Here is a 26,454-nt window from a genome sequence, read left to right on the forward strand (position 1 = left end):
TTGCATCTACTGCGCTACTACGCGCTTTACATTTAATTGTATTCTTCCTTTTCAACTGCTCTCAAGAACCAAATAACTCCGCCGAGGCCGATTACCGCCACAGCTACAAGAAAAAGGATATAAAACAAACCCATTATCTACTTACCCCCTAATCCTTATGCTCTCTATATTGTACTATAAGGATTCGTGCATACGTCTTAGATTGTTGACAAACTTATGAACAATGTCACAGACAAATCAAATTATACGGTAACTGGTTTTCGTTCAGCCATCGAAGGCAATGCTTGCAGCCCTGCTGCATTCAAGAAATTCCAAGGCTTGTTATAATGCGGCTGGAAGAAGAAATCGACAAAGGCCAGCTGGTCAATGGTCATATGATTTTGAATGGCCACAGATAGCGTATTAATAGATTGAGTCAAATCCACCTTCGACATAATTTGAGCGCCAACAATTCTCCGTGTCTCCTGCTCATATACCACTTTCAGCAGCACCTTTTCAGAGGTTGGCATAAATTCAGGCCGATAGCTGTCCTCAATGGTTACGGCCTCAATATTCATTCCTTCGTCTGCTGCCGCCGCTTCCGTCAGACCTGTTCCTGCAATATTGTCTTCATAAATTTTGATACCCGAAGTTCCTTGTGTTCCCATGTAGGCAATGGTCGGTTGTACCAGATTGCGTGCCACCAGCGTACCCATACGAACCGCGTTCGTTGCCAGTGGGATATAAGCCGTTTTGCCTGTGGGGTTGTAGCGAATTGCACAGCTATCACCTGCTGCAAACACGTCCGGGCAGCTACTTTGCATATAATTGTCTACAATGATCGCACCGTTAGGCATCATATCTACCTGACCTTTGAGCAAATCTGTTTGAGGACGGAATCCGATGCAAAGAATAACAAGCTCTGTTTCATATTCTCCTTGAGAGGTCACGACTTTACTCACCTTGCCATTCGTCCCCTCAAACCGACTCACGGTTTCGCCCAGTACCAGCTTGATGCCGTGTTCTTTCAGAGAATTTTCAATCCGGTCTGTATACTCGTGGTCCAAATATCTATTCAATATACGATCAGCGCTGTCGATCAGCGTTACGTTTTTACCGTTCATTTGGAAAGCTTCCACCAGCTCAACACCGATGTAGCCGGCTCCGACAACTGTGATGTTCTGTACATGCTTGGCTTTCTCAATAATTTCATTCGAATGATTATAGTTTTTACAGAGTAAAATATGATCAAGCTCAATGCCTTCCAGCTTCGGAATAATAGGCCAAGAGCCTGTCGTTACAATCAATTTATCAAATGTGTCCGTAAATTCTTCACCTGTTTGGAGATTACGTGCACGCAGCGTTTTGCCTGCTGTATCTACATTCGTTACCTCATGAAGCATCTTGGTCACTACACCCATGTCAGCCAGCTGATCCGGGGATGAATAAAACAATCCGTGCGGGTCCTTGACGACACCACCTACGTACAGTGCAATACCACAAGATAAAAATGAAATATTATCATTACGCTCGTAAACGGTAATTTCAGCTTCTGGATAACATTTAGCTGTGTTGACGATAGCTGCCGTGCCTGCGTGTGTACATCCGATAACTGCTACTTTCATGTTAAATTCCTCCTTGGTGTGTGGGCAACATTATATAATAATTGTGAATTGTTTCACGTAATCAAATTGCTTCTTGTGATTTTTTTCACTTCATGCACTCATTATAGTGTGATATTTTTCACATTACAATAGCTTTTTATGATATTCACAATTTGTCCACAATTAAAAAATCAAGGATGCACATAGCCTGTCATTTGATGAGGCAACTTAATGCTTTATATAGTTTTCCCTGTATGACCCTGATTATGCCTTTAAATCAACTTTCAAAAGAAGCAGCGACCATCCAGTAAATGTGATATATAGACAGCAAAAAAGGGCCGTTTTTCCGAAGAAGTACCGGAAAACGAACCCTTTTAAACATATACTTTGAAGCTACAGCAAGGCTATTATAGCAATTGCTCAATGACCGTTTTCATGGCCTCCGGTGATTCCTTAGGCTCAAAACGGGCCACAGGCACGCCATCACGGTTCACAATGAACTTCGTGAAATTCCATTGAATCGTACCCTCTTCCTGCTCTCCAGGCTGCTGCTGCTTCAAATAATCAAATAGAGGCGCTGTATCTGGACCGTTGACATCCACTTTGGCGAATACTGGAAATGAAACTCCGTAATTCAATTGGCAAAATTCAGCCGCTTCCTCGCTGCTGCCCGGCTCCTGGCCGCCAAATTGGTTACAAGGGAAGCCTAATACAACCAAGCCCCGATCTTTATATTCGTCATAAAGCTTTTGCAACTCCCCATATTGCGGAGTAAGTCCACATTTGCTGGCGGTATTCGCAATAACCAACACCTTACCGGTATAGGTGTTCAGAGGAATCTCCTGATTCGCGGGTGTTACGGCATGATGTGAATAGACAGACATACAGCATCCTCCTTCGTATTGTGTGGTTTAGGTTTCGTAACCTATTTTAACCAAAACGAACCGGACATGCCAACATTGCATAGGGCTCCGTGATGCCAGCACTGCGCGTCTGCGCTCTTCACGCTCCGAAGCCAAAGTCACGAGCCGCTTCTTGCGCTTGTTCGGCTGAATGTTCCTCTTCGTCCTGTCGCATATTATCCAGCTCTGTTGGGTCGATGACCAGCAGGCTAATAGAAGGGGATTTTCCTTTATAACAAATATGGAATCTGAGATGGGAAATGGGCAAACACAAGACCACGCAACTGGTTCACTAAATACACTGCATCCTCCGGCGTGTCTGTTACTATTTTCGCCAATTGCTCCAGCTGATCGTAATCCAGTGGTCTCATCTTGTGTCCCCTTTAGCCTCTTGCTGCAACTTGTGGTCTAGCTTCACGTCGCTCTCCTATAGAGCCCACCGACTGCTTTTCTTCCAAATTCATTTCCTTCACAGCTTGACTTACCGCGGGCTGTCCGGCCAGAGCATACGGTAGACAGAGTGGCACGCCCGTACGAGGGTCCGTTACGATATCCGCTTCAATACCAAATACCTCACGCAGTACATCCGGGGTCATAACCTCGGTTGGAGCTCCTACCGCCTCAGCCTTCCCTTTTTTGATCGCAATCATATGCTGGGCATACCGGGCTGCATGGTTTAAATCATGCACGACCATAACAATGGTGCGTTCTGCTGAAGTATTCAAATATTCGAGCAAATGCAATACTTCCAGTTGATGCGCCATATCTAAAAATGTAGTCGGCTCATCGAGAAACAAAATATCCGTATCCTGCGCGAGCGCCATAGCAATCCATGCACGCTGGCGCTGACCGCCAGAAAGCTGATCAATCGGGCGATCGTGGAACTCGCTCATCCCCGTTACCTGGATCGCCCACTCTACCATTTTACGGTCATCTGCTTTCATGGAGCCAAAACCTTTTTGATAGGGAAAACGTCCGTATAATACCAGTTCCGTCACGGTCAAGCCTTCCGGTGCAGTCGGATTTTGCGGCAAAATAGCCAACTGCTTGGCTACCTCCCGGGTCGATTGCTTATGAATGGATTTACCGTCAAGCAAAACACTACCGCCTTTAGGATTCATGATGCGGGCCATCGTTTTCAGAATGGTGGACTTGCCGGAGCCATTCGCGCCCACCAATGCGGTGATTTTCCCTTGCGGTATTTCAACGTTCAGATCTTCTACAATCAACCGATCTTCATAAGCAATATCCAGATTTGCCGTTTTCAGACGAAACATTTGGAATCATCCCTTTCCCTTATCCTTATATAGTCACGGGCTTAACGCACGATATTCATCAAAACTTCATTCTATCTTTATATAATAAAGATATTGATAATCATTATCAAGTGTTAACTGGTATATTTCCCTGAATATACGATTCATATCGTCAAAAATGTCCTCAAAAGTTCATACAAAAAGATCACAGCTCCACAAAGCTGTGATCTCTAAAATCCAGCCAATCGCATCAAGACTGTACAGAAGACAGCCCAAATGCTTCAGCCATAAGACGTATTGATTTCATTTTGGCGTCAAAGTCGTGAATGATACTCGCAACCATGATCTCTTGTGCATTATAGTCCTTGCATAATTGCTCAATCTGGCGCTTTACCTGTTCGGGTGAACCAACTACCATACGCTTGCGATTTTCACGAATACGTATCCGGTCATATGGCGTGTACGGATACGCCAAAGCCTTTTCTACGGAAGGTGTTCCAGCGGAGCGCATTCCCTGCTCCAGCAGCACCAGGGACAAGTCCATGCTGGAAGCCAAGCGGTTCGCCTCTTCTTCAGTATCCGCACAAATCGCAAATATGGCCACAAGTGAACGCGGCTGGTCACTATGCTGGGAAGGCTGGAAGCTTTTTTGATAGCCTTTCATGGCTCCAGTACCGCCTTCCCCGTTAATGAACTGGGCAAACGCAAAGCCCACGCCACGCTCGGCGGCCAGGCCTGCACTATCACCGCTGGAGCCAAGCAGCCACATTTCCGGCACTGTCTCTACGAGCGGCATCGCCTGTAGCGAACCGAAGCGATGCTGGTTGCCTGTGCTGTCATGTAAATAGGCTAGCAGATCATCCAGCTGCTCAGGATACAGATCAATACCGCCCCGATTTTTTATTGGAAAATTGATTTTATCACTTTAAAGTAGAAATGTTTATTTTTCGTTGAGACTCGCCTTCGCTTGATCCGCTTCATAAAGATGTGAGCGCTTTTTAAAGAAACTAAACAGATGTGTAACGATGACTTTCAAGACCGCATAGCCTGGAACCGCCAGAATAATTCCTACTACGCCATACAAATTGCCTGCTGTCAAAATAACAAAGATAATTGTGATCGGATGTACTCGTAGGGATTTACCCATAATTTGTGGAGAAATGAATTTGCCTTCAATAAGCTGAACAATCGTCCATACGATAACCATCTTGAGCAGCATAACCGGAGAGGTCACCAAAGCTACAATTAATGCAGGTGTAATGGCAATTACAGGCCCTAAGTAGGGGACAACGCTCGTAAAGGATGCAATGACTGCAAGCGTCAAAGAGTAGTCCAGCCCAATGATCAGATAACCAATATACAGCAGGAACCCAATACAGAAGCTGACAATAATCTGCCCACGAATATACGAGCTGACCTGATGGTTCATTTCGGTCATAATGCGATCCGTCTCTTTGCGAAACATAGGTGGGAACATCTTCAGGACCGAATGTGGCAGCTTGCGTCCATCCTTCAGCAGGTAGAACAGAATAAAGGGAACCGTAGCGATCGCAAGCACTGTTTCTGTGATTACACCCAAAAAGCTTCCCACACCTGCCCACGCATTATTAATGAAGGCGGATAATTTTTCAGAAGCCTTGGAGGCCAGCTCTGACGGATTGATTTGAATGGTATTCTGGAACTGGTTCACAAAGTCACTGCCAATTAATTTCTCAAACTGTTGTTGTACTTGCTCGCTATATGCGGGCACATTTTGGACAAGTCCCTGTATCTGATCGCGGATCACAGGTACTACCGATGTAATCACAACAGCAATAATCCCTATGATGAGCAAATACAGCACAATAATGGAGTAGATTCGCTTGACCTTATTGCGCTCCAGTACATCAATCAGTGGATTGAACAGATAGTACAGCACGCCGGACAAAATGACAGGGAGAATGATCGTTTTCAGCAGTACGATGACGGGGGTAAAAATGTAAGAAATTTTGGTAAGCACCAAGATATTCAAGCCGATGAGCAGCAATACCAGCAGGAATAACACAAACTTGTTGTTCAAAAAAAACTTTTTGAATCGGTCTTTCCATGCCGGAGTCGTTTCCATATGACATCCCCCTTCTCTTAAGCAAATAAGTGTTCTATTCTTAATAGTTAAGATATATCTTTGCAACAAAATACACAAGTTTATACCTGGATAAACACAAAAGCAAACAAAGTTGTACGACAGCGTACGAACCTTGCTTGCTTTGGATGGTTATGGAGTATCATTTCTTGTGGTAGCAGAATCTGCTGTCGTCGTGGTCGCAGGCTTGTTTTCCTGTTCAAAAAGATTTTGTATGAATCGCTTGAGCTTCCTTTCGTCCACTCCAAGCACCTGTGCCCCCTTGATTGTTTCCCCACGCACCAGCTCATTGGGTGGGATTTGCTGTTTGGATATCGTTTTTGCATCAATATTAAAGCCCAATGAGGCCAGTTGCAGCATTTCCGTAGTACTCAGATTCGTTTCAATATAAGGAGAAATGCTATTTAAAATGCTCGGCAGCTTAATCAGTGACGAGGTTGACTGGATTTTGCCACCCAGCTCGGTTATGAATTTACGCTGCCGTTCGGTCCGCGTAAAGTCCGAGGTTGCATCATGACGGAAGCGAACATATTGCAGGGCTGTTTTGCCGTCCATGTGCTGCATTCCCTTTTTCAGATCAATATCAAACTGGTGTTTGTCTGCTTTGGACGTATAATGCATGTCCTTTTCAACCTCCAGATCAATACCACCCACAGAATCGACCAGTGCAATAAAGCCATTAAAATCAGTGTAAACATAGTATTGAATCGGTATGCCCAGCAGGTTGCTTACGGTCTGTCTGGTCAAATCCGGACCACCGTAAGAAAAGGCAGCATTCAATCGGCTTTTTCCATGGCCCGGGATATCGACGTACGTATCACGCAAAATCGACATCAGCGTGGCCCTCTTCGTAACCGGATCAACAGACGCAACCATCACGGATTCAGAGCGCCCTGAATCCTCCCCACGTGAATCCCCACCCAGCAGCAATATATTTACTCTCTCTGTTCCGTCCCACTCCGGTGGAAGCGACACATCTACAGGTTGTACATTGACTTGGCTTTCTGTCTGCCGTTTGAATTTTGAATCCTGTCCGGAAGCGACCGAAATTTGATTCGTAAAATGATATATAGAGTAAGCATAATAACCACCCACTATAAGAACTACCGCAGCCACAGAAATGCCCAGCCATTTTAAAAATTTTCGCATCTGATCAGGTAACCTCGCTTTTATTCATCATCGTTCGACTTTTAAATGCATACCCTTCCTGCAAGTTAGCTGTCAATTGAGGCCATCTGTGCCAAGCATAGCGTAAGGTCTAGTGGTCGTTGCCCATGTCTGTTAAGACTTATTTCCAGAGTCCTTCTGCGTCAAGTTCTCAGCTTTAAGGTCGTCCGGGTACCATGGATTCAAATGAACAAGCACCTCATACACTCTCGGTTCCTGCTTCATGACAGCCCCCTTGATCAGCCGGATAATATCGTGTCCCTGCTGTATCGTCAAAGTCGCATCCACTGAAGCACGGATATCCACAATAATATAATGGCCGTGCTCACGGGCACGGATACGGTCAATACGCTGAACCTCGTCCACACGGAGTGCGGCTGCGGCGTAGCTTTCGATTTCCTCAGGTGCAATAGCCTTCTCCATAAGTATGTCTATGGACTCACGGCCCATTTCCCACGCCAATTTCAGAACCAGCAACGCCACGACAAATCCCGCAATCGGATCACCGTAGGATAAAATCGGGATATTCCAGTGCTCACCAATCAATCCGAGGCCGATCCCCAGTACGGCAGCCCCGGAGGCGTACACATCAGCCAAATGATCCTTTGCCGTCGCAATGAGACCCTGACTATTAGCCGCTCTCCCGATGCGAATCGTGTAGATATACAACCACTGCTTCCAGAGCAGGGAGATGACCGCTGCCACCAATGCCAGTACATGCTCCTGCGGCATCGGCTCGAACAGGGCCGCAATGGAATGATAGCCAATGAATATCCCGGCCCCGAACAAAATGACTGCTACCACACTCGCACCGATCACTTCTGCCTTGCCGTGACCATAAGGATGATCCTCATCTGGTGGCTGACTGGATATGCGCATCGCTCCCAACGCCGTTGCAGAGGCAATCACATCCCCGGCGTTATGCACACCATCAGCCACCAGCACCTTACTGTTGAACATGAGTCCTGCGATGATTTTAATGCCGGTTAATAGGATGTTGCTAATCAGGCTGATCCATGCCGAGACCATGGCGCGCTTGCCCATATCCTGTTCCTGCATAATGTATAATCCCCTCCATTATTTTCTTTAACAGTACTCTACAAGCTAATCTGTTATCTTCAAAGCAACTGCAACTCCGCTGCTTACCTCATCTTATGATACGGCCCCTTCAGGCGGCATAAATGAAGATTATAATAGCCCCGGAAGATAAGCCTCTCCGGGGCTATTATGATAACCATAGCTGAGCATTCTATGAGAATGCTCCAGTTTTATCTATCTGGACCGTCCACGACGGCCTCCCTGTCCTTGACCACCACGCGGGCCGCCTTTGGCTTGTCCACCGCGACCTCCCTGGCCTCCGCGTGCGGAACCGCCACTGCTGCGGTCATATCGGCCGCGTTCGCCGCTTTGCCCTGCCGAGCGGCCTTGGCCTCCGCGTGCGGAACCGCCGCTGCTGCGGTCGTATCCACCGCGTTCGCCGCTTTGCCCTGCCGAGCGGCCCTGGCCTCCGCGTGCGGAACTGCCGCTGCTGCGGTCGTATCCGCCACGTTCGCTGCTACTGCGGCTGGAGCGACGCTCGCCGCCTGCACCGTCACGACGGCCCGCCTGTTCGCGGCCGTTGCCCCGGCGTCCGCCGCCAGAATCGCCGCCGAAGGAACGGCGGTCATTTCTGCCCGAGCGGCGGTCTCCACCCTGACGCTCAGACGTATCGGGAGCAGGTCTGCGCTGCCCGCCGCCCTCACTGCTGGTGAATGTGACACCAGCAACCTTCTGGATGTTCCGAAGCTCTGGAACATCCCTTGGCGTGGCGAGCGTCACCGCCACACCTTTGCCTCCGGCACGGCCAGTCCGCCCGATGCGGTGGATATAGCTTTCGGCATCCTGCGGCATATCATAGTTGAAGACATGTGTAACGCCTTCTACATCCAGGCCACGTGCAGCAACATCAGTCGCTACGAGCAATTGGAGTTTCGCTTCACGAAACGCCTTCATTACCTGCTCACGCTTATTCTGGGACAAATCTCCGTGAAGCTCTCCGCTTGCGAAGCCCATCTCCTGCAGCTCCTCGTTCAGCTTGGCAGCACGGCGCTTCGTACGGCAGAAAATAACTGCCAAATACGGGCGGTCCGTATTCAGCATGTCCACCAATGCCTGTTGCTTGCCCCGGTCTGTTGTTTGCACAACCACCTGACGGATTTGACTCACCGGAACGGAGGAAGCGGATTTTACTTTGACATCTATCGGTTCGTTCATATAGACACGAGCCAGTTTACGGATACCGGCTGGCATCGTTGCAGAGAACAGCATCGTTTGTCTGCGGTAAGGAACCTCCTGCAGAATCGTCTCTACATCGTTCAAAAAGCCCATGTGCAGCATTTGATCAGCTTCATCCAGCACCAGCATTTTAACACCGCCCAAATCCAGCGTGCCACGTCTCAGATGATCCAGTAGCCGCCCGGGTGTGCCAATGATCAGTTGTGCGCCGCCTTTCAATTTACGGAGCTGGCGCTCTACATCCTGTCCTCCGTAGACAGCCAGTAATGACAGCTTCGGCTCTATCGCAGCCAATCGTTTCGCTTCCTCCGTAATCTGGAGTGCCAGCTCACGCGTAGGCGCAATTACAAGCGCCTGCGGATGACGCTTTTCCAAATTCATTTTTTGCAAAATCGGCAGTAAAAACGCAAGCGTTTTACCTGTTCCTGTATGTGCCTCAGCAATAACATCCTGATCTTGCATCAACAGCGGAATAGATTCCTGCTGTACCGGAGTGGGAGCTGTAATTCCCTGCTCTTTCAAGACGTCTACCCAATGCTGCTCTACGCCTAATGCTGCAAAATTTTTCAAGTGATATTCACTTCCCTTATCTGTATTCAATATGTGTCACGTAAAATAGGTTCATGTGCCATATGACATCTATCGTTCCATAGTTCAGAATTCCCATTTTTGTATCGGTGCTCATTCTCCCCTTTTCAGGAAGGGAGCTTGTCCGTTATTGTTGAATCTGTTCCTGTAACCAACATACGGCCGCAAGGCGGCTCAGGCCGTTCCATTTATGACTTTCCTAGTATACGCGAAGTTGAACAGGTTTCCAAACGATTTTAATGAACATTGTAAAAGATGAATTCAATCTCCATGTCATATATTATGGTATAAGAATTGGTAATTGATGAATAAAGGATGGATGCTTGTGGTTAACAACCTGCATTATAATTTCACAATGACCGGTTCCTTGTCGGAGAAGCACACTTTGTTTGCCGAAGAGTGCTTTACTAACCTGTTCGATTGTTTTGAAACGCTCCTGAATATATCAGGAATTCGCAATACCCGTGTGTCTGTCTGTCAAGCTGGTGCGAAAAAAGCCAAACACGGTAAAATTCGCTGGGACAAGCAAGAGCTGCTCCGCATTGTAACCGATGATGAATTGATTCCGCTGATGCTAGCTATCGAGGCTCCCAGTATCAAATCATCCTATAACAAAGGGACAACGCCGGAAGTGTACATTCTTTTGTCCAATGACCCCATATGCCAATCTTCTAATAATTGTGGCATGCTCGTTTCAATCCGTCAGGACGTTTATGAAAATATCGACCAAGCAATCGTCGAGGACGTTATGATGAAGCTGAGCCAGTGGTTAAAGGCACACAAGCTGCTACACAGCCCGCGTAACTTTTATGCTGGCAGTAAAGCACGCGCTATTATGGATATTCTTCCATTTATGCTTGAACAGGATACCCCGGATATGAAGTATGTTTTTCAATCGTGGACTCCGTTCCCTTTACCACACACTTAAACTATCCGTCATACTATTAACCCTAAGGAGGCTGCAATTTATGCAAATTCAAGTTCACAACGTTGAAAAAAAAGAAAACGAATATCTCATTCATTATCAAGCCGGGGGAGCTCTGCCGTTCGTTCCGCATGATATTGTTCTGATCCATGGCAAACAGTATTTTATAGGCACGATTTTGAAAGTAGAGCCGGAACAGGCCCTTGTCCGTATTAATCCGGAATATGAAGACCAACTGGCAGGGTCCATCGGACTGGAACTGGCTTTCTCTCCAACTGTTTCTATTCAAGGTGCAGACAGCATTGTCGAAAAGCTTGGCTATTTCCCTCCCTTTCATTATGACCGAATTACGGCTGCTAATATGACGAAAGACCAGATTACGCTGACGATTGAGCTATCCTACGCTAGCGTGCTTGTCCCTAAATCACCGGATCTGGAACCTTCGGCTGAGGCACCTGTAATCCCTGAAGCTCCAGCAAAAGACGTCCCACGCTATGCAGTGACTTTTACATTTCTGGAAACCAAAGAGCACGTATTAACTCCTGTAGAAACAGACAACATCATCTTGCAGCTTGATTTCCGCTATGAAGAAGCAGACATGGTCGTTGATATCGATGCCTTGTCGGGACTGTCAGGTAGCTTTCTGTGCAGAAGTATCCGCGCAGAGATTAAGGAACTGAATGAATAAACAGGAGGCTCGCGAGCTGTTACGTTATCATTCTTTTATTCACGATGATCTGGATCATCCCAAAATGAAAAACGGATTTCTAGGGATGCTCCGTCCCTTCCAGGGAGAACTGATTGAGGATAATTTTCATGAGCTGATGACTATCATTGAAGTTCTGGCAGATGAGTTGGAGAAATCATCCGTAGAACGGGAGCTGATTGCCGCTCTGTGGGGGATTTGCCAATATACACGGGCATGGGCATTGTATCCTGATAGTATGCTGCAGCGAAACAATCTGCTGACCGTAGAGCAGATCAACACCCTCGACGATTGGATTGATACGATCTCCTACGCGGTTATGGTGCTGCTGGAGGGTGGCGGACCGGAAGAAGCTTTATCGAGCTACAGACATGAGAGTTGATCCGTAGTGATACATATATCTTAGTCAAGGAGGCTGCTTTTGCACTGCTTCGCCCACATAAAAGCATGCCTTTCGCACAACATGCTCTGAAGCAATTATTGCAACATGAGGAACTCGGCGCATCTAGCAAACGAGAGCTGTCCACATAATCGGCAACCAAAGAGAATCACTCTACTCATGCGTGTAAGAATATTTATATTCATATTGATTATCGGAATTATATGTGTGCCTGCCTATTTTATTATGAGCAGCTTTGGGTTACTTCAAAATGAAAAGGTACTTGTACATTACAAGCTTGCCGTTGAGGTAAAGAATAAAAAGTATGATGCCTGGCCTTTAATCAGTAGCTATACCGCTATAGATAAAAGAGGGGACAGTCGTCAGCTCTACTACCAGGCGGAGGGCTCAGGTTTAGAGTATCTGTTCCAGCTAGCCTATGGACAATATGAGCTCCGACCCTCCAAGGAAAATCCTTTTCTGAACGGGGGAGTCCACTACACCATGGACCATCCTGAGTATGTACGTGAGGAAAAGCAGTATGAGAATGCTAACGACTGCACGGAATTAACTCATTATTACAATCAGCAGGAACAGATCATTTATACCTATAATCCCGAAGCCAAGCTCGATAAAACATACGTCCGTTCCATCATCACTGCTGGGATGACTCGCACAACAGGTAATTCAAGCCGTCCGGTTAAGGATGACTATATCAATATCAGCAAGCTTTTTAAGGATAATCTGGGAGTAAATGTGAAGGTTGAAGTGGATGAGGACAACAAAATCGTCACCCTATCCATGACATGATTTCACATACGATGTACCGCTGCGTTGTTTCATTTCCAAAAAAGAGATTGATGGTTTACTAGGATCAAGGAGGCTGGTTGTTGATGTCATTCGCAATTGAATCAGGGCTTTCGCCTGCCCAGATCGCAGCATTGGAGGAACAGATACAGCGTATATTGCCCGCTGGTTACAAACGTTTCCTTTCACAATATAACGGATTTTATGTAGCGGCCCCTTTTTATTGCAATGTGCCCTTCGATCGTGTAGATAACGGAGACATTGATTTGACTTGTTTTTTCGGATATAAGGTATCCAACAAAAATCATGACCTTCTAGCGATTAATGATGAATTTCTGGATGAAATCAATCATGTCGAGAGCGCTTTGTTGATTGGTGCAGATGCGGGCGATAATTTTTACGTTCTGATATGTAATGAGTACACCCCGTATGTGTACTACTGGGACCGCACACATCTTCATGCTTATGATGACAACCTGAATTATGATATTGCAGAGCAGGACGAATGTGGACATTTGTATCTGGTGGCAACAGACTTTACAACGTTTTTTAATCAGGTAATTGAACGACTCAGCGAGCAGAAAGGGAGGCCTACTGATGACAGAAATACATAATGCTAAATGGGGACCCGCTTATTTGGAGGGTTGGGTTATACCCGAGAACCCGGAGGCAAGGGTCGAGCAGGAGTGGACAGGTACGCTTCGTTCACAGGCCGGACATACGAAATTCCACATTTTTTATTACGGAGAACTTATGGACGAGTTGATCACTGGAACTGAATTTGCACCCCAGCTCATTATTGCAGAAGATGCAGTCACAGGTGAACAGATCGTGATTTTTGACGGAACCCGTCATGGTTACGATGCTCTGCTATGCGAAGTGTATACCAAGGAACAGCAGAACAATCGCACTCCCCTGCTGCCCTATCTGGACGAAGACGGTGAAGATACCTTCGAGGTAAGCTTGACCGCTTTTTATAATGTGGATTGGGATGACGAATTTGCAGACGATGTGGATGAGAATGGACAGCTAGAGCTGATCAACGGCGAACGATGCAATTTTGAAGATGCGAAGCGGAACGGCTATGATGCGATCAGCATTACGATTACCAGCGCTAAAGGTCTAAAAACAGAGATCATTCAGGAAGAGCTGGCCTGACGATGGTGTTTAAAAGAATCAAGCATCGGGAAGGCGATATTTTTGTTATCCCCCTGCATGACGGCCGATTTGCGGTATGTCAGGTGATCTGCGCACTGTATGGTAGATTCAAAAAAGCATTGGTACAGCAATATTTAGCCCAATATGAAGACCACTAGCAGAAGAATAGCAGCGCAGCGCTAATAACCACCTTGAAGTTTGAGTGCCAAGGTGGTTATTTGACCTGTTAAAAAGGCTCGAATGTATAAGGAAATGGTGTACGATCTGTGCCCAATACCGACTTTACGCGCTCTTCATCCACCAACGCTTCGACGAGGCTATACAAATCCGAGGCTGCATACCGAAAATTGCCCCATGTGCGTAGATTTAAAGCATAGATTGGGAATTCCCCCCGTTCATCAGGCGATTGAATATCCCAAATTAGCAGGTCATTCTCTTCACTGGAAGCGAAGGGAACCGCATGCTCCAAAAGTTCGGGAAAACCATCTGGCTCCAGCGCTGCTTCTTGTAAAACCTCTTCCGATTCCAGTACATCATCAAACCAGGCTCGCCAGTCATGATAACGATGAAGCCATGAATCCGGGTGATCGCCAAGAGGAATATGAATGTTCCATAAGCCGCATAGTCGCCCGTAACCAAGAGTTTTGACATAATATATATAAGAAGGCGGAAAACCCATACCATTTTCAAAACGATGTTCTATTAGAAAAGCCTCATCATAATAAGCCTGAAACTGCGGACGTTGCAGCCCTGTAAAAATGCTCATGTTCACCCTCTCCTTTTGCACGTCCTATTCACCTTTTCACCCTTCGGTGCATTGAAAAGGCCATTTTCAAGTGTTAATGTTGTTAAGGAATATTATAACATATGATATATAAAAAGTTCGTTTTTACGATCTTTCCGAAAAGGAGGAAGGAATATGGAGCAAAAACGCTTCAAAGATGAACATGGATATAAATATGACTTTGCCGCCGTGATCCGGAGAGGAGAACAGGTAGCTGTTCTCTGTCCCCGTTGTCAGGGCCAAGCTTTTATTTCCAGATCCAAAAAAGAATGTTATTACGTCGTTCGATGCTCTCATTGTTACTACACGTATCAGCAGCCAGAATCTTATACATTCTATGCACGCGGCGTATGCAACCATTGCGAGCGGTATTTTAATATCGAAATCCATGATAACCGAACGAAACTCCATAAAAATACGAATATAAACTGTCCGCACTGTGAGACACGCAATCAGGTTCCGGTGCATCGTGTGCAATCACGCGAATGGCATACGGACGTGATCCAAAACGGAAAAGACCCTATTTTCCAGCTCCAGCTGTACTTCCTTGATTACTATCGGGGTAAACCTGTCTGGGCTCTTAATCGGATACACCTGAATTACTTGCTCTCCTATATCTCTGCCGAGTTGCGGGAAAAGCCTACATCCGGTATGATGCGTACGGCTTCCCATTCCATTCCCAAGTACATTAAGGATGCGAAGAATCGCCAGGCCATCTTAAAGATATTACAAAAGCTACAGCATAAGCCAGCGGCTAAGAGAGGAGCCTCCATACATGAGCATACAAACTTTTGACAGCCTTGAAGCACTGGTCCAAGCCGTTGACCAAACAGAAATCAATGAATGGGTATTTGTCAATCTGAAACATGTTCAAAGTAATCCGCTCAATTCTACCTATTACATCATTCCCGAGGAAGAATTGTGGAAACTGGAGGATGCCGGTCTCACCGTCATCAATCATCGTGATGAAAGTATACCTGCATCTCTACCAGACCATCAGGTGCAATCTTGGCTGGAGGTGGCGACTGTACAGGATGTTATTGAAGTGTTACGCCACAGCGGAAACGAGCCGGATATTGAACGCATTGCGCAGGGACTGCGATATTACCATGAATATGATGCTTTTATGGAATAAGCGTTTCCATCAGCTCTTTTACCTCAGGGACAGCCTGCTTCAGGCTGTTTTTTAGTTTCTTCGCGCCACCCCATATACGATAAACAAGCACCTCTTGTTCGTAGTCCTCCAGCTTCTCAAGCTCCTCCACCAGTACCTGTGCCTGCTCTACGGTTTCGATTCCGGATGACTTCAGGGGTTTGGCAGACTCGTTGCTTGCCAGTAGAATCCTCGTCCAAACGGGGATCGTGTCAGGTGTTAGCCCATGCGCTTCGGCAAAAACAGCCGCGTAACCGTCCTGTACGGACTGATGTTCACTGTCCACCAGCTTCATATAACGATTCACTAATGAGAAATAGTTCGTTCCTTTAAGTCCCAGTCCCATCACCGCATAAGTTCCCGGCATCGCCGACTTTTCTCCGGGCTCTACATCGTTATACCACTTAAACTCTTCCATCACGACCTCAGCATATTCAGCCAGCAACGGATACAGCGCAGGGTATTCAAGTGCATTGGCGAAGAAACGATGTAACGTAGATTTAGCCAACTTGGGTACAGGCAGGTAGTTTTTTACCTTGCTTTTGAACTTCATCCGATATTCCTTGGTAAAGCCCTTCCTTAAAATATCGCATAAATATACGAGCGCTTCTCTATAGCTTTCTTCTTCCTCTGAACGAATCTGAACCTCCAGCGTTTGCAAAATATCATTGGCTTGGCAGATGACTCGCTCGCTTGTATGTAACGCTGGGATGCTCCCTGATCCGCTCTCAAGCCACACGGAAGCCTGCTCCGAGCCTAGCTGTGCAGCGATCTCCAAATATTTCTGCCGTGCATCGGCATCCGTCGAACCCACCCGCATCGCGGTAAGCAGGAACATCTCCATGGCTGGCGCGGGAATTTCCGAAGGGAGAATATCGGGCTTTGTCGTATATTCCAGCCCGTAGTTTTTTTTCCGATCTGCATATTTGTCCAAAAATTCATCCTCAGCCCAATGCTTTAAGCCACTACTGAGCTGATACCTCCATGCTTCCTCACGCTTGCGGCTGACCTTCACTTTGGCATCCATTCGATTCAGCAGCTCATTCATCCGCTGGGCGTTTACAGGATACAAATGAGGATCAAGCAAGTGCCTTACTAAGAAAAAATCGTCCTCTTCCTTCGGCACAGCTTTACTGGAGGGGTCGAGCTTCTGCTCTACAAAATGTTGGATAGTAGCTAACAGTTGCTGCCGCTTATCTTCGTTCAGGCGCGAGAATGTAAAATGACTAGCCTTATTCTCCAAGACCACTTCCAGATGAAAATCCAGCCGATAACGAAAGAACATGGAACTGAATTCTTCCGAATTAAATAGCGCCTCTATCCGTTCCCTAAACACAGGCATCCATTCGTCCTGAACCTGCTGCAGTGTTACCCCCTCCATAAAACCAAAAATTTCCATATCTGGTCTACGATGATCCCAATCAAATGGTTCGTAGGTATCCACCCACAGCCCATCCTTCTTACATGTAACTTTTAAGTATTCATGAATCCCTTCGTGAAGGACACTTTTGATTTGGAATTCGGCGATGCGCTTTTGCTCAGAAGCGTACGCCTCATCAATCGCCTCAAAAATTGGATCTATGTAGGCTTGTACCCCTGATGTTGTCATAAGATGTGTTCCTCCTTCGTCCCCTCACAAATTGTAGTTCCTATGGAATTGAGATAGACTAATCTATAACTATTTTATTTCCTAATTATAGCATATCTCTCATTTACTTTTGATCTCTATCCCTATAGATAGAGTGCCGGAAAGCAGGTGTATCCTAAATGTATTGGGTTTCCACACAACATACGACGGTGGCTACCGATGAACTGACAACTTTTGAACATACCTATGGATTAACTTTCCCCCCTCCCTATGTAGCATTCCTCACCCGCTACGGGCCGGGCACCTATTGTGGCCTGCTAATGATTGAAATACCTGATCCTCAATTATTGCAATCCTATGCGGATTACGAACTGTGGACGCATGATGATAACTGCCCAATTACAGCGCAGCAGCTGGGTGAGTGCGTGGTCATTGGCAGCTCCATAGATGGTGACTTCCTACGACACTCGGAGATCATTACTACGAAGACTTTAGATGCTCAAGTCCCATTCACAGAAACACTGGAACATATTTTACGGGATGAATTCGGAAAGATGGAACCATTTCCCCGTTATTTCGAACCTGTCAGCCCAGACAAAGCCGCTACATTCCTACTGTTTAGTCCCCTGGATACGACCGATGCCTACAACCCAGCCCATCCGAACGAGCAAGCCCTGGATTTCGCTCCGGCATCCATACAAGTATTGGCTCAGCGGTTTAAACAGCATTTTACCTCAAATTTATGGATCGAAAATAAGCATATCTGCATGGCTTTTCTTCAGATTCTTGGCGGATACGTGCGTTTTAACTATGCATATGGACGCGAAGTCGCGATCATTTATGAACCCAAAGCGATAGCACTTCGTGATGAAATTCTAGCATTCTTGCAAGAAGAGCATTGCCGGGTCGTAGAGTAAGAGGAGGACGAATACGAATGACCGTACATTTTGCACAAATCTTAGAAAAACTGGATCAAATCGTTGATCGTCTGAGACAAAGTGGGATGCCTGATGTGGTATACCAATGGACGGAGGGGATTTCTACAGGTGAACTAACTGAGCTGGAGGAACGGCTACAGATGCCTTTGCCTGCCTCCCTGTCTGAATTAATTAAGCGGTGTGGCAGCTTAAATTTGCTATGGTGCCTCCCCCAACACTGTATTGTAGCCGATGGACCAGAGTGTTCATGTGAAAACAGCAATGACCTTGAACAAGAGCAGAGTATCCTAGACGATAGTACAGGGGAATTTGGCTGGAATCATGAGTATATTGGCTATTTTACATCCTATGGGGAGGACACCGACTCAGCAGCGGACGAGCAACGATATCTGATCCTTAATTATAATGGTGCGGGTGATCCGATACTGCTTGATATAGCGACATCCGCTACTGAGCCAGCGGTGTTCTGCTATCATCACGAGTTGGACCAGTTCACGCTGCTTGCGGAAAATCTACCTGCCTATATAGACACCATGCTCAACTTGCACGGGCTATGGCTATGGGACTGGTTTAAGGTAACCGATGAGCATGGCATTCAGCTAAACAGCCCACCACTGCAACTCTGGCTACGCTGGTTGAACATGTTTTGCACGATGAAGCTGGAGGATGCGCAGTCGTTGGAGACGCTGATCCATTACACCACCATGCATGGCGCAGATCATCCTGCTGTGTTGCAGGCTTTTCAAGCCTATGATCCAAAGGATATTTTTCTTGCCTGGGAGCAGCACTGGCAGAACATTCAACATAGCCAGGTTCCATTCTCTACATGGGCTGTTTGGGTAGGGGAGACCGCGGGGATTGGGGCTGCTGATTGGGTCCGCTCCTTGTGGGAACCGGACACCGCGCAAGCATGGACATCTTTAGCGCAAAACAATACCCTACATGCTAAGGGTGTATTTGTGTCCACACGTGCCTATCTGAGCGCCCGTTGCCTACCCGAGCAGGAAGGCTTGGGATGTGTTTGCAATCACCTGCTACAGGATTCGGCCGCAGAAGACAAATTAGAAGGATACACCGCTAATGGGCAGCTACAGCATTTTCGTTCACCACAGATCATTAACTGGATGCTGGATAAGGTCAATCATCCGGTGGATGGCTGGGCAATACTTTTCGCTCACTCCCGTCCTACAGCTGAGCAGTTGATTGAATGGCTGTCCGATAGCGAGCTTCATCAGAAAATTGCAACGGAGGCGCTGGATCTCATGATTCATCGGGATCTTCTTCCCGCTCTGGAAGCAGACGCTTGGGCCAATATCTCAGATCTGCTTCTTGCTTCTTTGCAGCTCGTTATGCTCAAAAAAGATAAACGTCGCATTGAAGCCGTGCTTAAGCAGCTTTCAGACTTGGAACTTTGTTAATTTTTCGGAATGGTCGTATGCGGGTTCGCATGTACAGTGATGCAAGGTAAGGAAAGTTAGCCGCTGCGTCAGCGGCTTAACCCCCTGAGGAAAGTATCTATAGTGAATGCGATCAATTCATCATTGGATTTTGCCATAGGAAATTCAAAATTCAGGAGCAAAGAAGTCAATCCATGCAGCATACTCCATACGGATCTGGCGATCAGACGCACATCTCCCTGAATGATACAGCCCTCCTCCATAGCGGCTTTGAGCCCAGCTTCAAGCAGCTCGAAGCCTTTAAAGCGCCCACTGTCAAATAGGCTGACCAAGCTTACAGATTCCAGGTTGCTGATAAACAGGATGTTGTAATATTCCGGGTTAGCCGTTCCAAAACGAACATACGCATCAGACACCGTTTTCAGCATGTCCAAGGCATTCAGGCCCGCTGCCCTTCCTTCTTGCTCGCGCTGCTGAAGAGCCTGGAGGAACAAAGTATTTCCTTCGAGCAGCAGTTCACGGACAACGGCTTCTTTATTGGCAAAATAATGATAAATCGTCGTTGGTGAATATTCGATTTGATCCGCAATCTTGCGCATAGAGACCTCGGCATACCCTTGATTCAGGAAAAGCGACCGGGCGGCCTCAATGATTTTCCGGCGGATCTCACTGCTTTCACGTTCTCGGCGTTTGATATGCTTCATGAGTAGATATACTTGCCCTTTCTGCCTGCCCCAATTTGGCGGCGATACGTTCAGCTTCCATTATACCCGAGTTCATAGCCCCTTGAAACCCGCCTCCAGGCTGTGTCCAGGCCCCTACCAATGACAAACAATCGACAACGGATTTGTGCTTTAGTCTTTTCATACCGGACTGCCGGACCGTTTGTGCGTAACCATAGACAGCCCCGCCGGGATTGGCGGTATAGCGCTGCATCGTCCGCGGTGTACCCAGCTCGGCCACCACTACTTTGCTGCCAAAGCCCGGGTACAGCTGCTCAAGGCGCTCCAATATCTGCTGTGTTACGCTTTCCTTTTGGGCTTTATATTCGCGACGTGCTGCAGGCCAGTTCTCCAATCTGTCTAAAAATGTAACTGCAATAACGCCTTTACCCGGTTCATTAAGCGTGGGGTCCATGGCGTTATAATTGGTGAGCATCCAGTTGCCTTTGGTATATTGGCCGCTCATCATGACTTCGTAATCTGTCTCCGAATCCGGTACATCATACAGAATTAAGTCTTCTTCGGTAATGCCAAGCTCATGAGGCTCGCATGACAATCCGAGATACAATTGGGTGAGCGATGTGCCGGTCTCCAGCCTGCTGACAGCCTCCAGCTCACGACCGGCAGCAGCATGGTTCTCCAGCAGACGGACATAGGTATGATGAGGACTAATACCGGACACAACCCAATCGGCTTCATATGCAGCCCCTTTTTTCAGACGGACACCAACTGCTTTGCCGCCTTCGACTACAATCTCAGATACCTGACTACGCAGGTGAACTTCTCCACCGGCTAACTGGATTGAGGCAACTAGTGCATTGGATAAAGCCTGTGCACCTCCCTGAATGTAATAGGTCCCCTCCAGATGATAGCTGATCCAGGGAATGAAAAAGTACAATGCTGCAAGCCGCTTGGGGGGCAAGCCATAGTAGGGCCAAAGTGCGGTGAAAAATTCCGTAAATCGGTCAGACAGCCCAAACTGACGTACAGCCTCCCATGTGGTCATTTGCGTCCAGCGGAAAAACGTTCCTGCTTTGAGCAGCCCCGCTGCCTTGCGCCACGAGCTGGATGAAGGAGAAGAAAAGGCGGAGAAGCCTGCCCTAAAACGACGAATGCCTGCAAACAGTTTTTCGATGGCTGCCTGCTCAGCAGGGAACATGTCTTGGAGCAACTGCACATATTCCTGCACATTGGATGGGATATCAATGATCTGCCCTTCCCAGCGAATAGAATAAGGGTGCTTTTTGCGGAGAGGTACAATTCGCTGGTCCGCATTGCAGCCCTTTAGCAGTTGTCCGAAGCTTCCTTCCTCAAGTCCACCTACACCATGCAGAGATACATCAAACGTATAACCCTTTCTTGTAAATTCAGTTGCGTAACCACCCGCCAGAGTATGACTCTCAAAAACAGCGGTCCGGTAACCGAGCGCGGAGAGTCTTGCGGCACAGGACAAGCCACCCAGACCTGCGCCGATGACGATAACATCATATTTACCCATGATTTCATCCTCCTATGTTAACATCGTTATATAAATTAACAGTGTTAAATTAAGTGGATTATATACCAGCATTGCTACGATTGGAAAGCCCTATTTTAGGGCAGTACCAGCGAACGTGACACCATCCGCAAATTAGTTACCATCAATTTCCACATGTTTGCACTTCATGACAGCTACGTGGTTCAAATTGAGCCTTGGAAACCATGTTGAACCAGAATAACCAGTGCATTCCGATACCAACAAAAACCAGAACTTATCACTGGTTTACTTTGCGGGGTGTGACAGCTTCGCTGGTACTACCCCTATTAGAGGTGAAAAGGAGTGAAATCATTGAAAAGTACAGGTATGACACGTCCCTTAGATGCGCTAGGTCGTATTGTCATTCCCAAAGAAATGCGGAGAGTGCTAAATTACGAGATAGGCGATCCCATTGAATTCTTCCTTGATGAAGAGGCGGGTATTCTTTGCCTTCGGAAGTATATTGGAGTTGCTTGCATGCTGTGCGGATCATTGGAGGGCTTAACTTACTTTAGAGACTCATTTATGTGTGTAAACTGCATTCGCGAGCTGAAGAGTCATCCAGGTTCCAGTAAACTACCTTCTCCCTATCCAGCAGCTGCAGATCATGTTTATCCGAAAACTAAAAAAAAAATGTATCAATCCGCACCGCAAATGGTTGATAAGCTTAGAAGGCTTATTGAATCAGATCCAAACGCCTCCCAAAAAGAATATGCTAAACAACTTGGTATATCGCAAGGGCGTGTTTCGCAACTTAAAAAATTACTGTAGACAGCAGAATTGAAAAAGGCTCCCTATTTTAAGGAGCCTTCAGATTTTATAGGAGCTACTTTCAAGCCAGCGTGATAACTGCTGCTCGCCGATCTGTTTATTGGCCACTGGATGGCCATATTAAACGATCGATGAGGTTCAGCTCCATGCCATTTATATTTAAATTACTATTTTCGTTCATTCTTCGTTTGTATTGTTCTTCCGGCAGTTAATATATACTGCAAAGGGTCATTTATTTTGAGATACGACAGACTTTGAGACACGCTGCCTTCCGGATTAACTTTTGGACGTTTTCGATCCGGGATATCTCTAGGCGCGAAGTCTTCATCCATTTCCACCGATAGATTAAAAGAGCCAATGATGTGCAAATCCTCTTTCCCTTCTCTAATCGTAGAGCCTGTCCGATTTAATCCACTCACCGTAATACTCCCTCTGGTTTCGCCTGCTGAGTTTTTCTCTTCCACAAGCTTGAAATTTTGAATATCCAGTGCAGAAGGATTGTCAACACTGTCTCTTCCTCGGTCCGCTTCTATTACTCTTTGAAAAGTCTTGCTTTGGTCAAAAGCCGGATTTTTTAAAATCACTTTGTTGTTCCTGTACTCAAACGGGATATTCATACTTCTCAGCAATACTCCAAGCGGAATGACAAAGGCAGCCTGAATCACTTCGGGCTGAGTGTCCATCTGTGCTGGAGTATTGTTCAGTTTATATGTTTTTGCTCCCTTTTGAAACACAATTTCATTTGAGCTCCACCTGATTTTTGCTTCCTGAAGTTTACCGTTATAATCAACTTTTGCGCCAAGAAGCTCGGCAACGGAACGAAGCGGAACCATGAGACGTTTTTCTTCATTAACGTAGGGACCAATCGGTGCGCAGTACAAAACATCATAATCATTCACTTTGAGCAAAGAGGTTCCTTTGACATGAATAGAGTGATTAATCGGTGCTGCAGTAGCGTTATAAGAAGAGGTTCCAAATATAGCACTCACAAGAACTGCAAGAGATAATACAGCCGTTCTATAAAAATATTTTCGTTTCATTTTTTTACCCTCCGTTTATATAACGAAGCAAAGTCTTTTTTTGTTGCAAACATTTACGGAACTCTAATATTTACAGTTTCTTCACCAGGATTAACAAATGAAGCTGTAACTTGCGAACTCGGTACATTGCAGTATCCTGCAGTTTGTGACGATGTAGTCCACGGAGAATTATTTGTTGAGCTTGTGCCAATATAAGAATTGTACCAGTGAACTCCGTTAATAAACGATCCAGAATGTGGAGAACCGTCTTTAGACGCTATAGTTGTCGATCGTTTAATAGATTGATTATAGCCACTAGTATTCCAACCCCTAACATCTCTTACCACAGTGTAATCTTTTTGAGAACTACCTACAATGGAACCCGCTGCATATAAAGCGACTTTATCAGACGTTGGAACATAAAATTTCAAAAATATAGTTTGGCCCGATTCAAAGACTGCACCTTTTGAATAGCCATTCTGTCTTATGAACATTGCCCAGTTATCGTTTGTAGGCTGATGGAAAAAACCCGCATCAACCTCATTTGCTGCAATTCCACCTGCATAAATGTGGGCTGTATCACCATTTCCTCCAGGTTTATTCTCATCATGCATTTGCCCTTTATTTTGAGAAGGTAGATATACATATCCAGAAAACCATGAGTATCCGGTATTTGATTGAACCTTTCTATATGGTCCATCAGAAGGAGCACATGAAACATTTTGAGTTGAGAAAGATTGTGTAAGATCGCATGTTTGCTTTGGAGCAGCGATAGTTTGTCCTTCTTTAGTTTTAAATAAATTTTCTCCTATTTGCTCTGCATTTGACCATTGCTTCAATAATTCAGGCTTGTTTGCAAAAATCTCTCCATCATCTCGAATGTATACTACATTGGTTCTTTCTTCAGCAGGTATGTCTTTCATTACATCTAAAATGATAGCTCTATCAGTACCGGTGATATGGGGATCAATAAAAGTTTTAGAGTCTAGCAATTCGGGCTCAACACCATACTTTCCAATTTCAGTGGCCTTATAAGTATCATCTGAGACAGAAGCCGGCTTAGCTAATTCCTGATTCGAAACGCCTTCCGCACCCGTAAGACACGGAAAGACTGTCATTGCAAGCAAAGGGACCACTAACATTGTTTTTTTTATTTTACCATTAAAACTAAAAAATTTCATTCTTCTTCCATCCTCTCTTTTTTTTACATAAATATACCTTACGCGTTTCTGGAATAAATGTACACTACAACCATGTAAAATTTTTGTAATTTTTTTGTAGTGTGACACTCTTCCTCTCATGAAAAATACATCAGTTTCATATTGTTCTTATGACATACCCTACCCTCCTTTTTGCCATACATATTAAACAAATGACATTTAATCGAAGAATCATTTGTTACTTTACATTTCTTTATAAAAGTTGGAATACCTCCGGTAATTATTGCTATCTCTAATAAATCCAAAGATTTTTTTCAATAGGACACTAAAAAAATAAAAAAGTATTACGGCAACGACACAAATAGCCCGGTGGGTGCAACCCCCCGAGCCAATTTTGACAAAATTCAAGTAACAAGCTATATGTACTGTTGTCGTGCGAATATTCGTAAAAGATTCTGGTCAATCCTTTCGACCCTTGTTTGGGTTTTGTCCCCCCTTGATCACATTTTATTTCTCAGATTCCAGGTCATATGCAGCTATGAGGTCATGCACTTCCTCCAAGGTCAATTTATTCTTCTGTCTACTTTCTCCTATCCATCCTATGATATATCCGCCAGCAACCATAGCCTTCTCTGTGCCTGTGCCATCAGGTATTATGCTGCGGAGCTGATTCAAAACATAATCTACTCTCTCCATCCCCACTCACCACCAATTAGATTATTTATTTCTTGTTATGAATTGGATAAAGCTCTGTTGTATTCCTTTACACCCGTCTCTCAAATTTTGATAGGCTGAAAAATAGAACGAATGGGATTTGGAACGGATAATGAACAGATACCCACGAAGTAGCTACTCCTAAGCCAAAAAGGATCAGACGTGTCGTGCTCTGGCCCGTTATCAATGTCGTGCCTTGACCGATCGAAACATCGTATCACTTCCCCGGGTCAACCTCTACCCCTTCTGCCTGCTGCAGTAGTTTCTACCCTGCTCGGTAACGTAGCAAACATGCTTCTAGGGACGCTTTCTGCAGGTGTTGTAGAAGCTGCTACTAAGGGCAGTACCAGCGAACGTGACACCATCCGCAAATTAGTTACCATAAATTTCCACATGTTTGCACTTCATGACAGCTACGTGGTTCAAATTGAGCCTTGGAAACCATGTTGAACCAGAATAACCAGTGCATTCCGATACCAACAAAAACCAGAACTTATCACTGGTTTACTTTGCGGGGTGTGACAGCTTCGCTGGTACTACCCCTAAAAATGATCTTCCCCATATGCACAAAATTCAGGATTTTGGACACATGTCTGGGGGATCGTTCGGATTTTCGGCGCAAGACGGGATAGAAACTATTATTATCCGCCTTTTTCTGTATGCCTAATAGATTCGATAGCTTGTGATAATTGCTTTAAAGATGCATCTAGTTGGTCTAACTTTTCACCTATTGTTCCTAATACATAGCGTATCAAAATAAAGCAAAGCGTGACTGGAAACCCGACATTAGTGACAAGTGAGATCATATCCGCAACCTGCATAGTC

Annotated in this window: 29 protein-coding genes; 12 read left to right on the forward strand and 17 right to left on the reverse strand. The window is 45.8% G+C overall.

The genetic code is table 11. The features are described 5' to 3' along the window. Window positions 1–242: 242 nt before the first annotated feature. The 9 genes from GCU48_RS08475 to GCU48_RS08515 form a co-directional block, all read right to left on the reverse strand. Window positions 243–1,604 (reverse strand): FAD-dependent oxidoreductase, encoded by a 1,362-nt coding sequence (locus GCU48_RS08475; RefSeq protein WP_152379691.1) that lies wholly within the window; start codon window positions 1,602–1,604, stop codon window positions 243–245. A 386-nt stretch (window positions 1,605–1,990) separates the two neighbouring features. Next, on the reverse strand, window positions 1,991–2,467 hold the full coding sequence (locus GCU48_RS08480) for a glutathione peroxidase (RefSeq protein WP_152379692.1): 477 nt from the start codon (window positions 2,465–2,467) through the stop codon (window positions 1,991–1,993). Window positions 2,468–2,715: 248 nt separating this feature from the next. Next, window positions 2,716–2,856 carry a hypothetical protein gene (locus GCU48_RS27735; RefSeq protein WP_244316126.1) on the reverse strand — a complete coding sequence of 47 codons (141 nt, stop codon included), beginning with the start codon at window positions 2,854–2,856 and terminating at the stop codon, window positions 2,716–2,718. 12 nt (window positions 2,857–2,868) lie between these two features. Next, window positions 2,869–3,762: an ABC transporter ATP-binding protein gene (locus GCU48_RS08490; protein ID WP_152379693.1), complete on the reverse strand. Its 894-nt coding sequence runs from the start codon at window positions 3,760–3,762 to the stop codon at window positions 2,869–2,871. A 229-nt stretch (window positions 3,763–3,991) separates the two neighbouring features. Continuing rightward, window positions 3,992–4,657, reverse strand: a complete 666-nt coding sequence (locus tag GCU48_RS08495; protein WP_341874664.1) for an MsnO8 family LLM class oxidoreductase — start codon at window positions 4,655–4,657, stop codon at window positions 3,992–3,994. Between the two features lie 24 nt (window positions 4,658–4,681). Beyond that, window positions 4,682–5,845, reverse strand: coding sequence for an AI-2E family transporter (locus tag GCU48_RS08500; protein WP_152379694.1), 1,164 nt, complete (start codon window positions 5,843–5,845; stop codon window positions 4,682–4,684). 150 nt (window positions 5,846–5,995) lie between these two features. Then, window positions 5,996–7,012, reverse strand: a complete 1,017-nt coding sequence (locus GCU48_RS08505) for an LCP family protein (RefSeq protein WP_152379695.1) — start codon at window positions 7,010–7,012, stop codon at window positions 5,996–5,998. Window positions 7,013–7,144: 132 nt separating this feature from the next. Next, window positions 7,145–8,089: a cation diffusion facilitator family transporter gene (locus GCU48_RS08510; protein WP_152379696.1), complete on the reverse strand. Its 945-nt coding sequence runs from the start codon at window positions 8,087–8,089 to the stop codon at window positions 7,145–7,147. A gap of 213 nt (window positions 8,090–8,302) precedes the next feature. Continuing rightward, the gene (locus tag GCU48_RS08515; RefSeq protein WP_152379697.1) at window positions 8,303–9,874 is read right to left on the reverse strand and encodes a DEAD/DEAH box helicase; all 1,572 of its coding nucleotides are present in this window, start codon (window positions 9,872–9,874) and stop codon (window positions 8,303–8,305) included. 337 nt (window positions 9,875–10,211) lie between these two features. On the opposite strand from GCU48_RS08515, the gene GCU48_RS08520 reads away from it, so the two are divergent. From GCU48_RS08520 to GCU48_RS08550, 7 genes are all read left to right on the forward strand, one after another. After that, window positions 10,212–10,820, forward strand: a complete 609-nt coding sequence (locus tag GCU48_RS08520; protein ID WP_244316262.1) for a hypothetical protein — start codon at window positions 10,212–10,214, stop codon at window positions 10,818–10,820. 40 nt (window positions 10,821–10,860) lie between these two features. Then, window positions 10,861–11,505: an immunity 50 family protein gene (locus GCU48_RS08525; RefSeq protein WP_025717259.1), complete on the forward strand. Its 645-nt coding sequence runs from the start codon at window positions 10,861–10,863 to the stop codon at window positions 11,503–11,505. Beyond that, window positions 11,498–11,905, forward strand: coding sequence for a hypothetical protein (locus GCU48_RS27305; protein ID WP_152379699.1), 408 nt, complete (start codon window positions 11,498–11,500; stop codon window positions 11,903–11,905). Before GCU48_RS08525 ends, GCU48_RS27305 begins: the two co-directional genes overlap by 8 nt. Before the next feature lie 177 nt (window positions 11,906–12,082). Further along, complete coding sequence (locus GCU48_RS08535) at window positions 12,083–12,712, forward strand: hypothetical protein (protein WP_152379700.1); 630 nt, start codon at window positions 12,083–12,085, stop codon at window positions 12,710–12,712. Between the two features lie 83 nt (window positions 12,713–12,795). After that, the gene (locus tag GCU48_RS08540; protein ID WP_152379701.1) at window positions 12,796–13,323 is read left to right on the forward strand and encodes an SMI1/KNR4 family protein; all 528 of its coding nucleotides are present in this window, start codon (window positions 12,796–12,798) and stop codon (window positions 13,321–13,323) included. Beyond that, on the forward strand, window positions 13,307–13,867 hold the full coding sequence (locus tag GCU48_RS08545; RefSeq protein ID WP_152379702.1) for a hypothetical protein: 561 nt from the start codon (window positions 13,307–13,309) through the stop codon (window positions 13,865–13,867). The genes GCU48_RS08540 and GCU48_RS08545 overlap by 17 nt, the downstream gene beginning before the upstream one ends. Window positions 13,868–13,869: 2 nt before the next feature. Next, window positions 13,870–14,025 (forward strand): Imm26 family immunity protein, encoded by a 156-nt coding sequence (locus GCU48_RS08550; protein WP_231503611.1) that lies wholly within the window; start codon window positions 13,870–13,872, stop codon window positions 14,023–14,025. A gap of 68 nt (window positions 14,026–14,093) precedes the next feature. Here the strand turns inward: GCU48_RS08550 and GCU48_RS08555 are convergent, their stop codons facing one another. After that, window positions 14,094–14,633, reverse strand: coding sequence for an HAD family hydrolase (locus GCU48_RS08555; RefSeq protein ID WP_152379703.1), 540 nt, complete (start codon window positions 14,631–14,633; stop codon window positions 14,094–14,096). A 153-nt stretch (window positions 14,634–14,786) separates the two neighbouring features. On the opposite strand from GCU48_RS08555, the gene GCU48_RS08560 reads away from it, so the two are divergent. Next, a complete protein-coding gene (locus GCU48_RS08560; protein ID WP_152379704.1) occupies window positions 14,787–15,446 on the forward strand; it encodes a hypothetical protein in 660 nt (219 codons plus the stop codon). Next, window positions 15,427–15,786, forward strand: coding sequence for a DUF7716 domain-containing protein (locus tag GCU48_RS26825; RefSeq protein ID WP_167518605.1), 360 nt, complete (start codon window positions 15,427–15,429; stop codon window positions 15,784–15,786). The genes GCU48_RS08560 and GCU48_RS26825 overlap by 20 nt, the downstream gene beginning before the upstream one ends. Here GCU48_RS26825 and GCU48_RS08565 read toward each other — a convergent pair. Then, entirely contained in the window at window positions 15,776–17,413 is a 1,638-nt protein-coding gene (locus tag GCU48_RS08565; protein ID WP_152379705.1) for a DUF6138 family protein, read from the reverse strand. The two genes, GCU48_RS26825 and GCU48_RS08565, sit on opposite strands and share 11 nt — an antisense overlap. Before the next feature lie 158 nt (window positions 17,414–17,571). On the opposite strand from GCU48_RS08565, the gene GCU48_RS08570 reads away from it, so the two are divergent. Both GCU48_RS08570 and GCU48_RS08575 read left to right on the forward strand, forming a co-directional pair. Further along, on the forward strand, window positions 17,572–18,309 hold the full coding sequence (locus GCU48_RS08570) for an SMI1/KNR4 family protein (protein ID WP_152379706.1): 738 nt from the start codon (window positions 17,572–17,574) through the stop codon (window positions 18,307–18,309). Between the two features lie 17 nt (window positions 18,310–18,326). After that, on the forward strand, window positions 18,327–19,748 hold the full coding sequence (locus GCU48_RS08575; protein WP_152379707.1) for an SMI1/KNR4 family protein: 1,422 nt from the start codon (window positions 18,327–18,329) through the stop codon (window positions 19,746–19,748). Window positions 19,749–19,816: 68 nt separating this feature from the next. Here the strand turns inward: GCU48_RS08575 and GCU48_RS08580 are convergent, their stop codons facing one another. Beyond that, on the reverse strand, window positions 19,817–20,431 hold the full coding sequence (locus tag GCU48_RS08580; RefSeq protein ID WP_152379708.1) for a TetR/AcrR family transcriptional regulator: 615 nt from the start codon (window positions 20,429–20,431) through the stop codon (window positions 19,817–19,819). Continuing rightward, on the reverse strand, window positions 20,403–21,947 hold the full coding sequence (locus tag GCU48_RS08585; RefSeq protein WP_152379709.1) for a phytoene desaturase family protein: 1,545 nt from the start codon (window positions 21,945–21,947) through the stop codon (window positions 20,403–20,405). Before GCU48_RS08585 ends, GCU48_RS08580 begins: the two co-directional genes overlap by 29 nt. A 330-nt stretch (window positions 21,948–22,277) precedes the next feature. On the opposite strand from GCU48_RS08585, the gene GCU48_RS08590 reads away from it, so the two are divergent. Beyond that, window positions 22,278–22,736, forward strand: a complete 459-nt coding sequence (locus GCU48_RS08590; RefSeq protein WP_152379710.1) for an AbrB/MazE/SpoVT family DNA-binding domain-containing protein — start codon at window positions 22,278–22,280, stop codon at window positions 22,734–22,736. 167 nt (window positions 22,737–22,903) lie between these two features. On the opposite strand, the gene GCU48_RS08595 is transcribed toward GCU48_RS08590, so the two are convergent. From GCU48_RS08595 to GCU48_RS08610, 4 genes are all read right to left on the reverse strand, one after another. Beyond that, a complete protein-coding gene (locus GCU48_RS08595) occupies window positions 22,904–23,776 on the reverse strand; it encodes a copper amine oxidase N-terminal domain-containing protein (RefSeq protein ID WP_152379711.1) in 873 nt (290 codons plus the stop codon). A 53-nt stretch (window positions 23,777–23,829) separates the two neighbouring features. Next, window positions 23,830–24,936 (reverse strand): hypothetical protein, encoded by a 1,107-nt coding sequence (locus GCU48_RS08600; protein ID WP_152379712.1) that lies wholly within the window; start codon window positions 24,934–24,936, stop codon window positions 23,830–23,832. Window positions 24,937–25,422: 486 nt separating this feature from the next. Next, complete coding sequence (locus GCU48_RS08605) at window positions 25,423–25,611, reverse strand: hypothetical protein (protein WP_152379713.1); 189 nt, start codon at window positions 25,609–25,611, stop codon at window positions 25,423–25,425. Between the two features lie 659 nt (window positions 25,612–26,270). Continuing rightward, window positions 26,271–26,450: a hypothetical protein gene (locus GCU48_RS08610; RefSeq protein WP_152379714.1), complete on the reverse strand. Its 180-nt coding sequence runs from the start codon at window positions 26,448–26,450 to the stop codon at window positions 26,271–26,273. Between the last annotated feature and the right edge of the window lie 4 nt (window positions 26,451–26,454).

Source organism: Paenibacillus brasilensis, from assembly GCF_009363115.1.
Classification (GTDB): Bacteria; Bacillota; Bacilli; order Paenibacillales; family Paenibacillaceae; genus Paenibacillus; species Paenibacillus brasilensis.

What these genes read in the sequence shown, in the direction of transcription:
- GCU48_RS08575 (WP_152379707.1), top strand. Translation starts at nt 18,327, where the DNA reads ATGACCGTACATTTTGCACAAATCTTAGAAAAACTGGATCAAATCGTT.
- GCU48_RS27305 (WP_152379699.1), top strand. Translation starts at nt 11,498, where the DNA reads ATGAATAAACAGGAGGCTCGCGAGCTGTTACGTTATCATTCTTTTATT.
- GCU48_RS08600 (WP_152379712.1), bottom strand. Translation starts at nt 24,936, where the DNA reads ATGAAATTTTTTAGTTTTAATGGTAAAATAAAAAAAACAATGTTAGTG.
- GCU48_RS08560 (WP_152379704.1), top strand. Translation starts at nt 14,787, where the DNA reads ATGGAGCAAAAACGCTTCAAAGATGAACATGGATATAAATATGACTTT.
- GCU48_RS08555 (WP_152379703.1), bottom strand. Translation starts at nt 14,633, where the DNA reads ATGAGCATTTTTACAGGGCTGCAACGTCCGCAGTTTCAGGCTTATTAT.
- GCU48_RS08535 (WP_152379700.1), top strand. Translation starts at nt 12,083, where the DNA reads ATGCGTGTAAGAATATTTATATTCATATTGATTATCGGAATTATATGT.
- GCU48_RS08475 (WP_152379691.1), bottom strand. Translation starts at nt 1,604, where the DNA reads ATGAAAGTAGCAGTTATCGGATGTACACACGCAGGCACGGCAGCTATC.
- GCU48_RS08500 (WP_152379694.1), bottom strand. Translation starts at nt 5,845, where the DNA reads ATGGAAACGACTCCGGCATGGAAAGACCGATTCAAAAAGTTTTTTTTG.
- GCU48_RS08545 (WP_152379702.1), top strand. Translation starts at nt 13,307, where the DNA reads ATGACAGAAATACATAATGCTAAATGGGGACCCGCTTATTTGGAGGGT.
- GCU48_RS08480 (WP_152379692.1), bottom strand. Translation starts at nt 2,467, where the DNA reads ATGTCTGTCTATTCACATCATGCCGTAACACCCGCGAATCAGGAGATT.
- GCU48_RS08540 (WP_152379701.1), top strand. Translation starts at nt 12,796, where the DNA reads ATGTCATTCGCAATTGAATCAGGGCTTTCGCCTGCCCAGATCGCAGCA.
- GCU48_RS08520 (WP_244316262.1), top strand. Translation starts at nt 10,212, where the DNA reads ATGCTTGTGGTTAACAACCTGCATTATAATTTCACAATGACCGGTTCC.
- GCU48_RS08525 (WP_025717259.1), top strand. Translation starts at nt 10,861, where the DNA reads ATGCAAATTCAAGTTCACAACGTTGAAAAAAAAGAAAACGAATATCTC.
- GCU48_RS26825 (WP_167518605.1), top strand. Translation starts at nt 15,427, where the DNA reads ATGAGCATACAAACTTTTGACAGCCTTGAAGCACTGGTCCAAGCCGTT.
- GCU48_RS08565 (WP_152379705.1), bottom strand. Translation starts at nt 17,413, where the DNA reads ATGACAACATCAGGGGTACAAGCCTACATAGATCCAATTTTTGAGGCG.
- GCU48_RS08505 (WP_152379695.1), bottom strand. Translation starts at nt 7,012, where the DNA reads ATGCGAAAATTTTTAAAATGGCTGGGCATTTCTGTGGCTGCGGTAGTT.
- GCU48_RS08580 (WP_152379708.1), bottom strand. Translation starts at nt 20,431, where the DNA reads ATGAAGCATATCAAACGCCGAGAACGTGAAAGCAGTGAGATCCGCCGG.
- GCU48_RS08550 (WP_231503611.1), top strand. Translation starts at nt 13,870, where the DNA reads ATGGTGTTTAAAAGAATCAAGCATCGGGAAGGCGATATTTTTGTTATC.
- GCU48_RS08585 (WP_152379709.1), bottom strand. Translation starts at nt 21,947, where the DNA reads ATGGGTAAATATGATGTTATCGTCATCGGCGCAGGTCTGGGTGGCTTG.
- GCU48_RS08570 (WP_152379706.1), top strand. Translation starts at nt 17,572, where the DNA reads ATGTATTGGGTTTCCACACAACATACGACGGTGGCTACCGATGAACTG.
- GCU48_RS08595 (WP_152379711.1), bottom strand. Translation starts at nt 23,776, where the DNA reads ATGAAACGAAAATATTTTTATAGAACGGCTGTATTATCTCTTGCAGTT.
- GCU48_RS27735 (WP_244316126.1), bottom strand. Translation starts at nt 2,856, where the DNA reads ATGAGACCACTGGATTACGATCAGCTGGAGCAATTGGCGAAAATAGTA.
- GCU48_RS08610 (WP_152379714.1), bottom strand. Translation starts at nt 26,450, where the DNA reads ATGCAGGTTGCGGATATGATCTCACTTGTCACTAATGTCGGGTTTCCA.
- GCU48_RS08490 (WP_152379693.1), bottom strand. Translation starts at nt 3,762, where the DNA reads ATGTTTCGTCTGAAAACGGCAAATCTGGATATTGCTTATGAAGATCGG.
- GCU48_RS08605 (WP_152379713.1), bottom strand. Translation starts at nt 25,611, where the DNA reads ATGGAGAGAGTAGATTATGTTTTGAATCAGCTCCGCAGCATAATACCT.
- GCU48_RS08510 (WP_152379696.1), bottom strand. Translation starts at nt 8,089, where the DNA reads ATGCAGGAACAGGATATGGGCAAGCGCGCCATGGTCTCGGCATGGATC.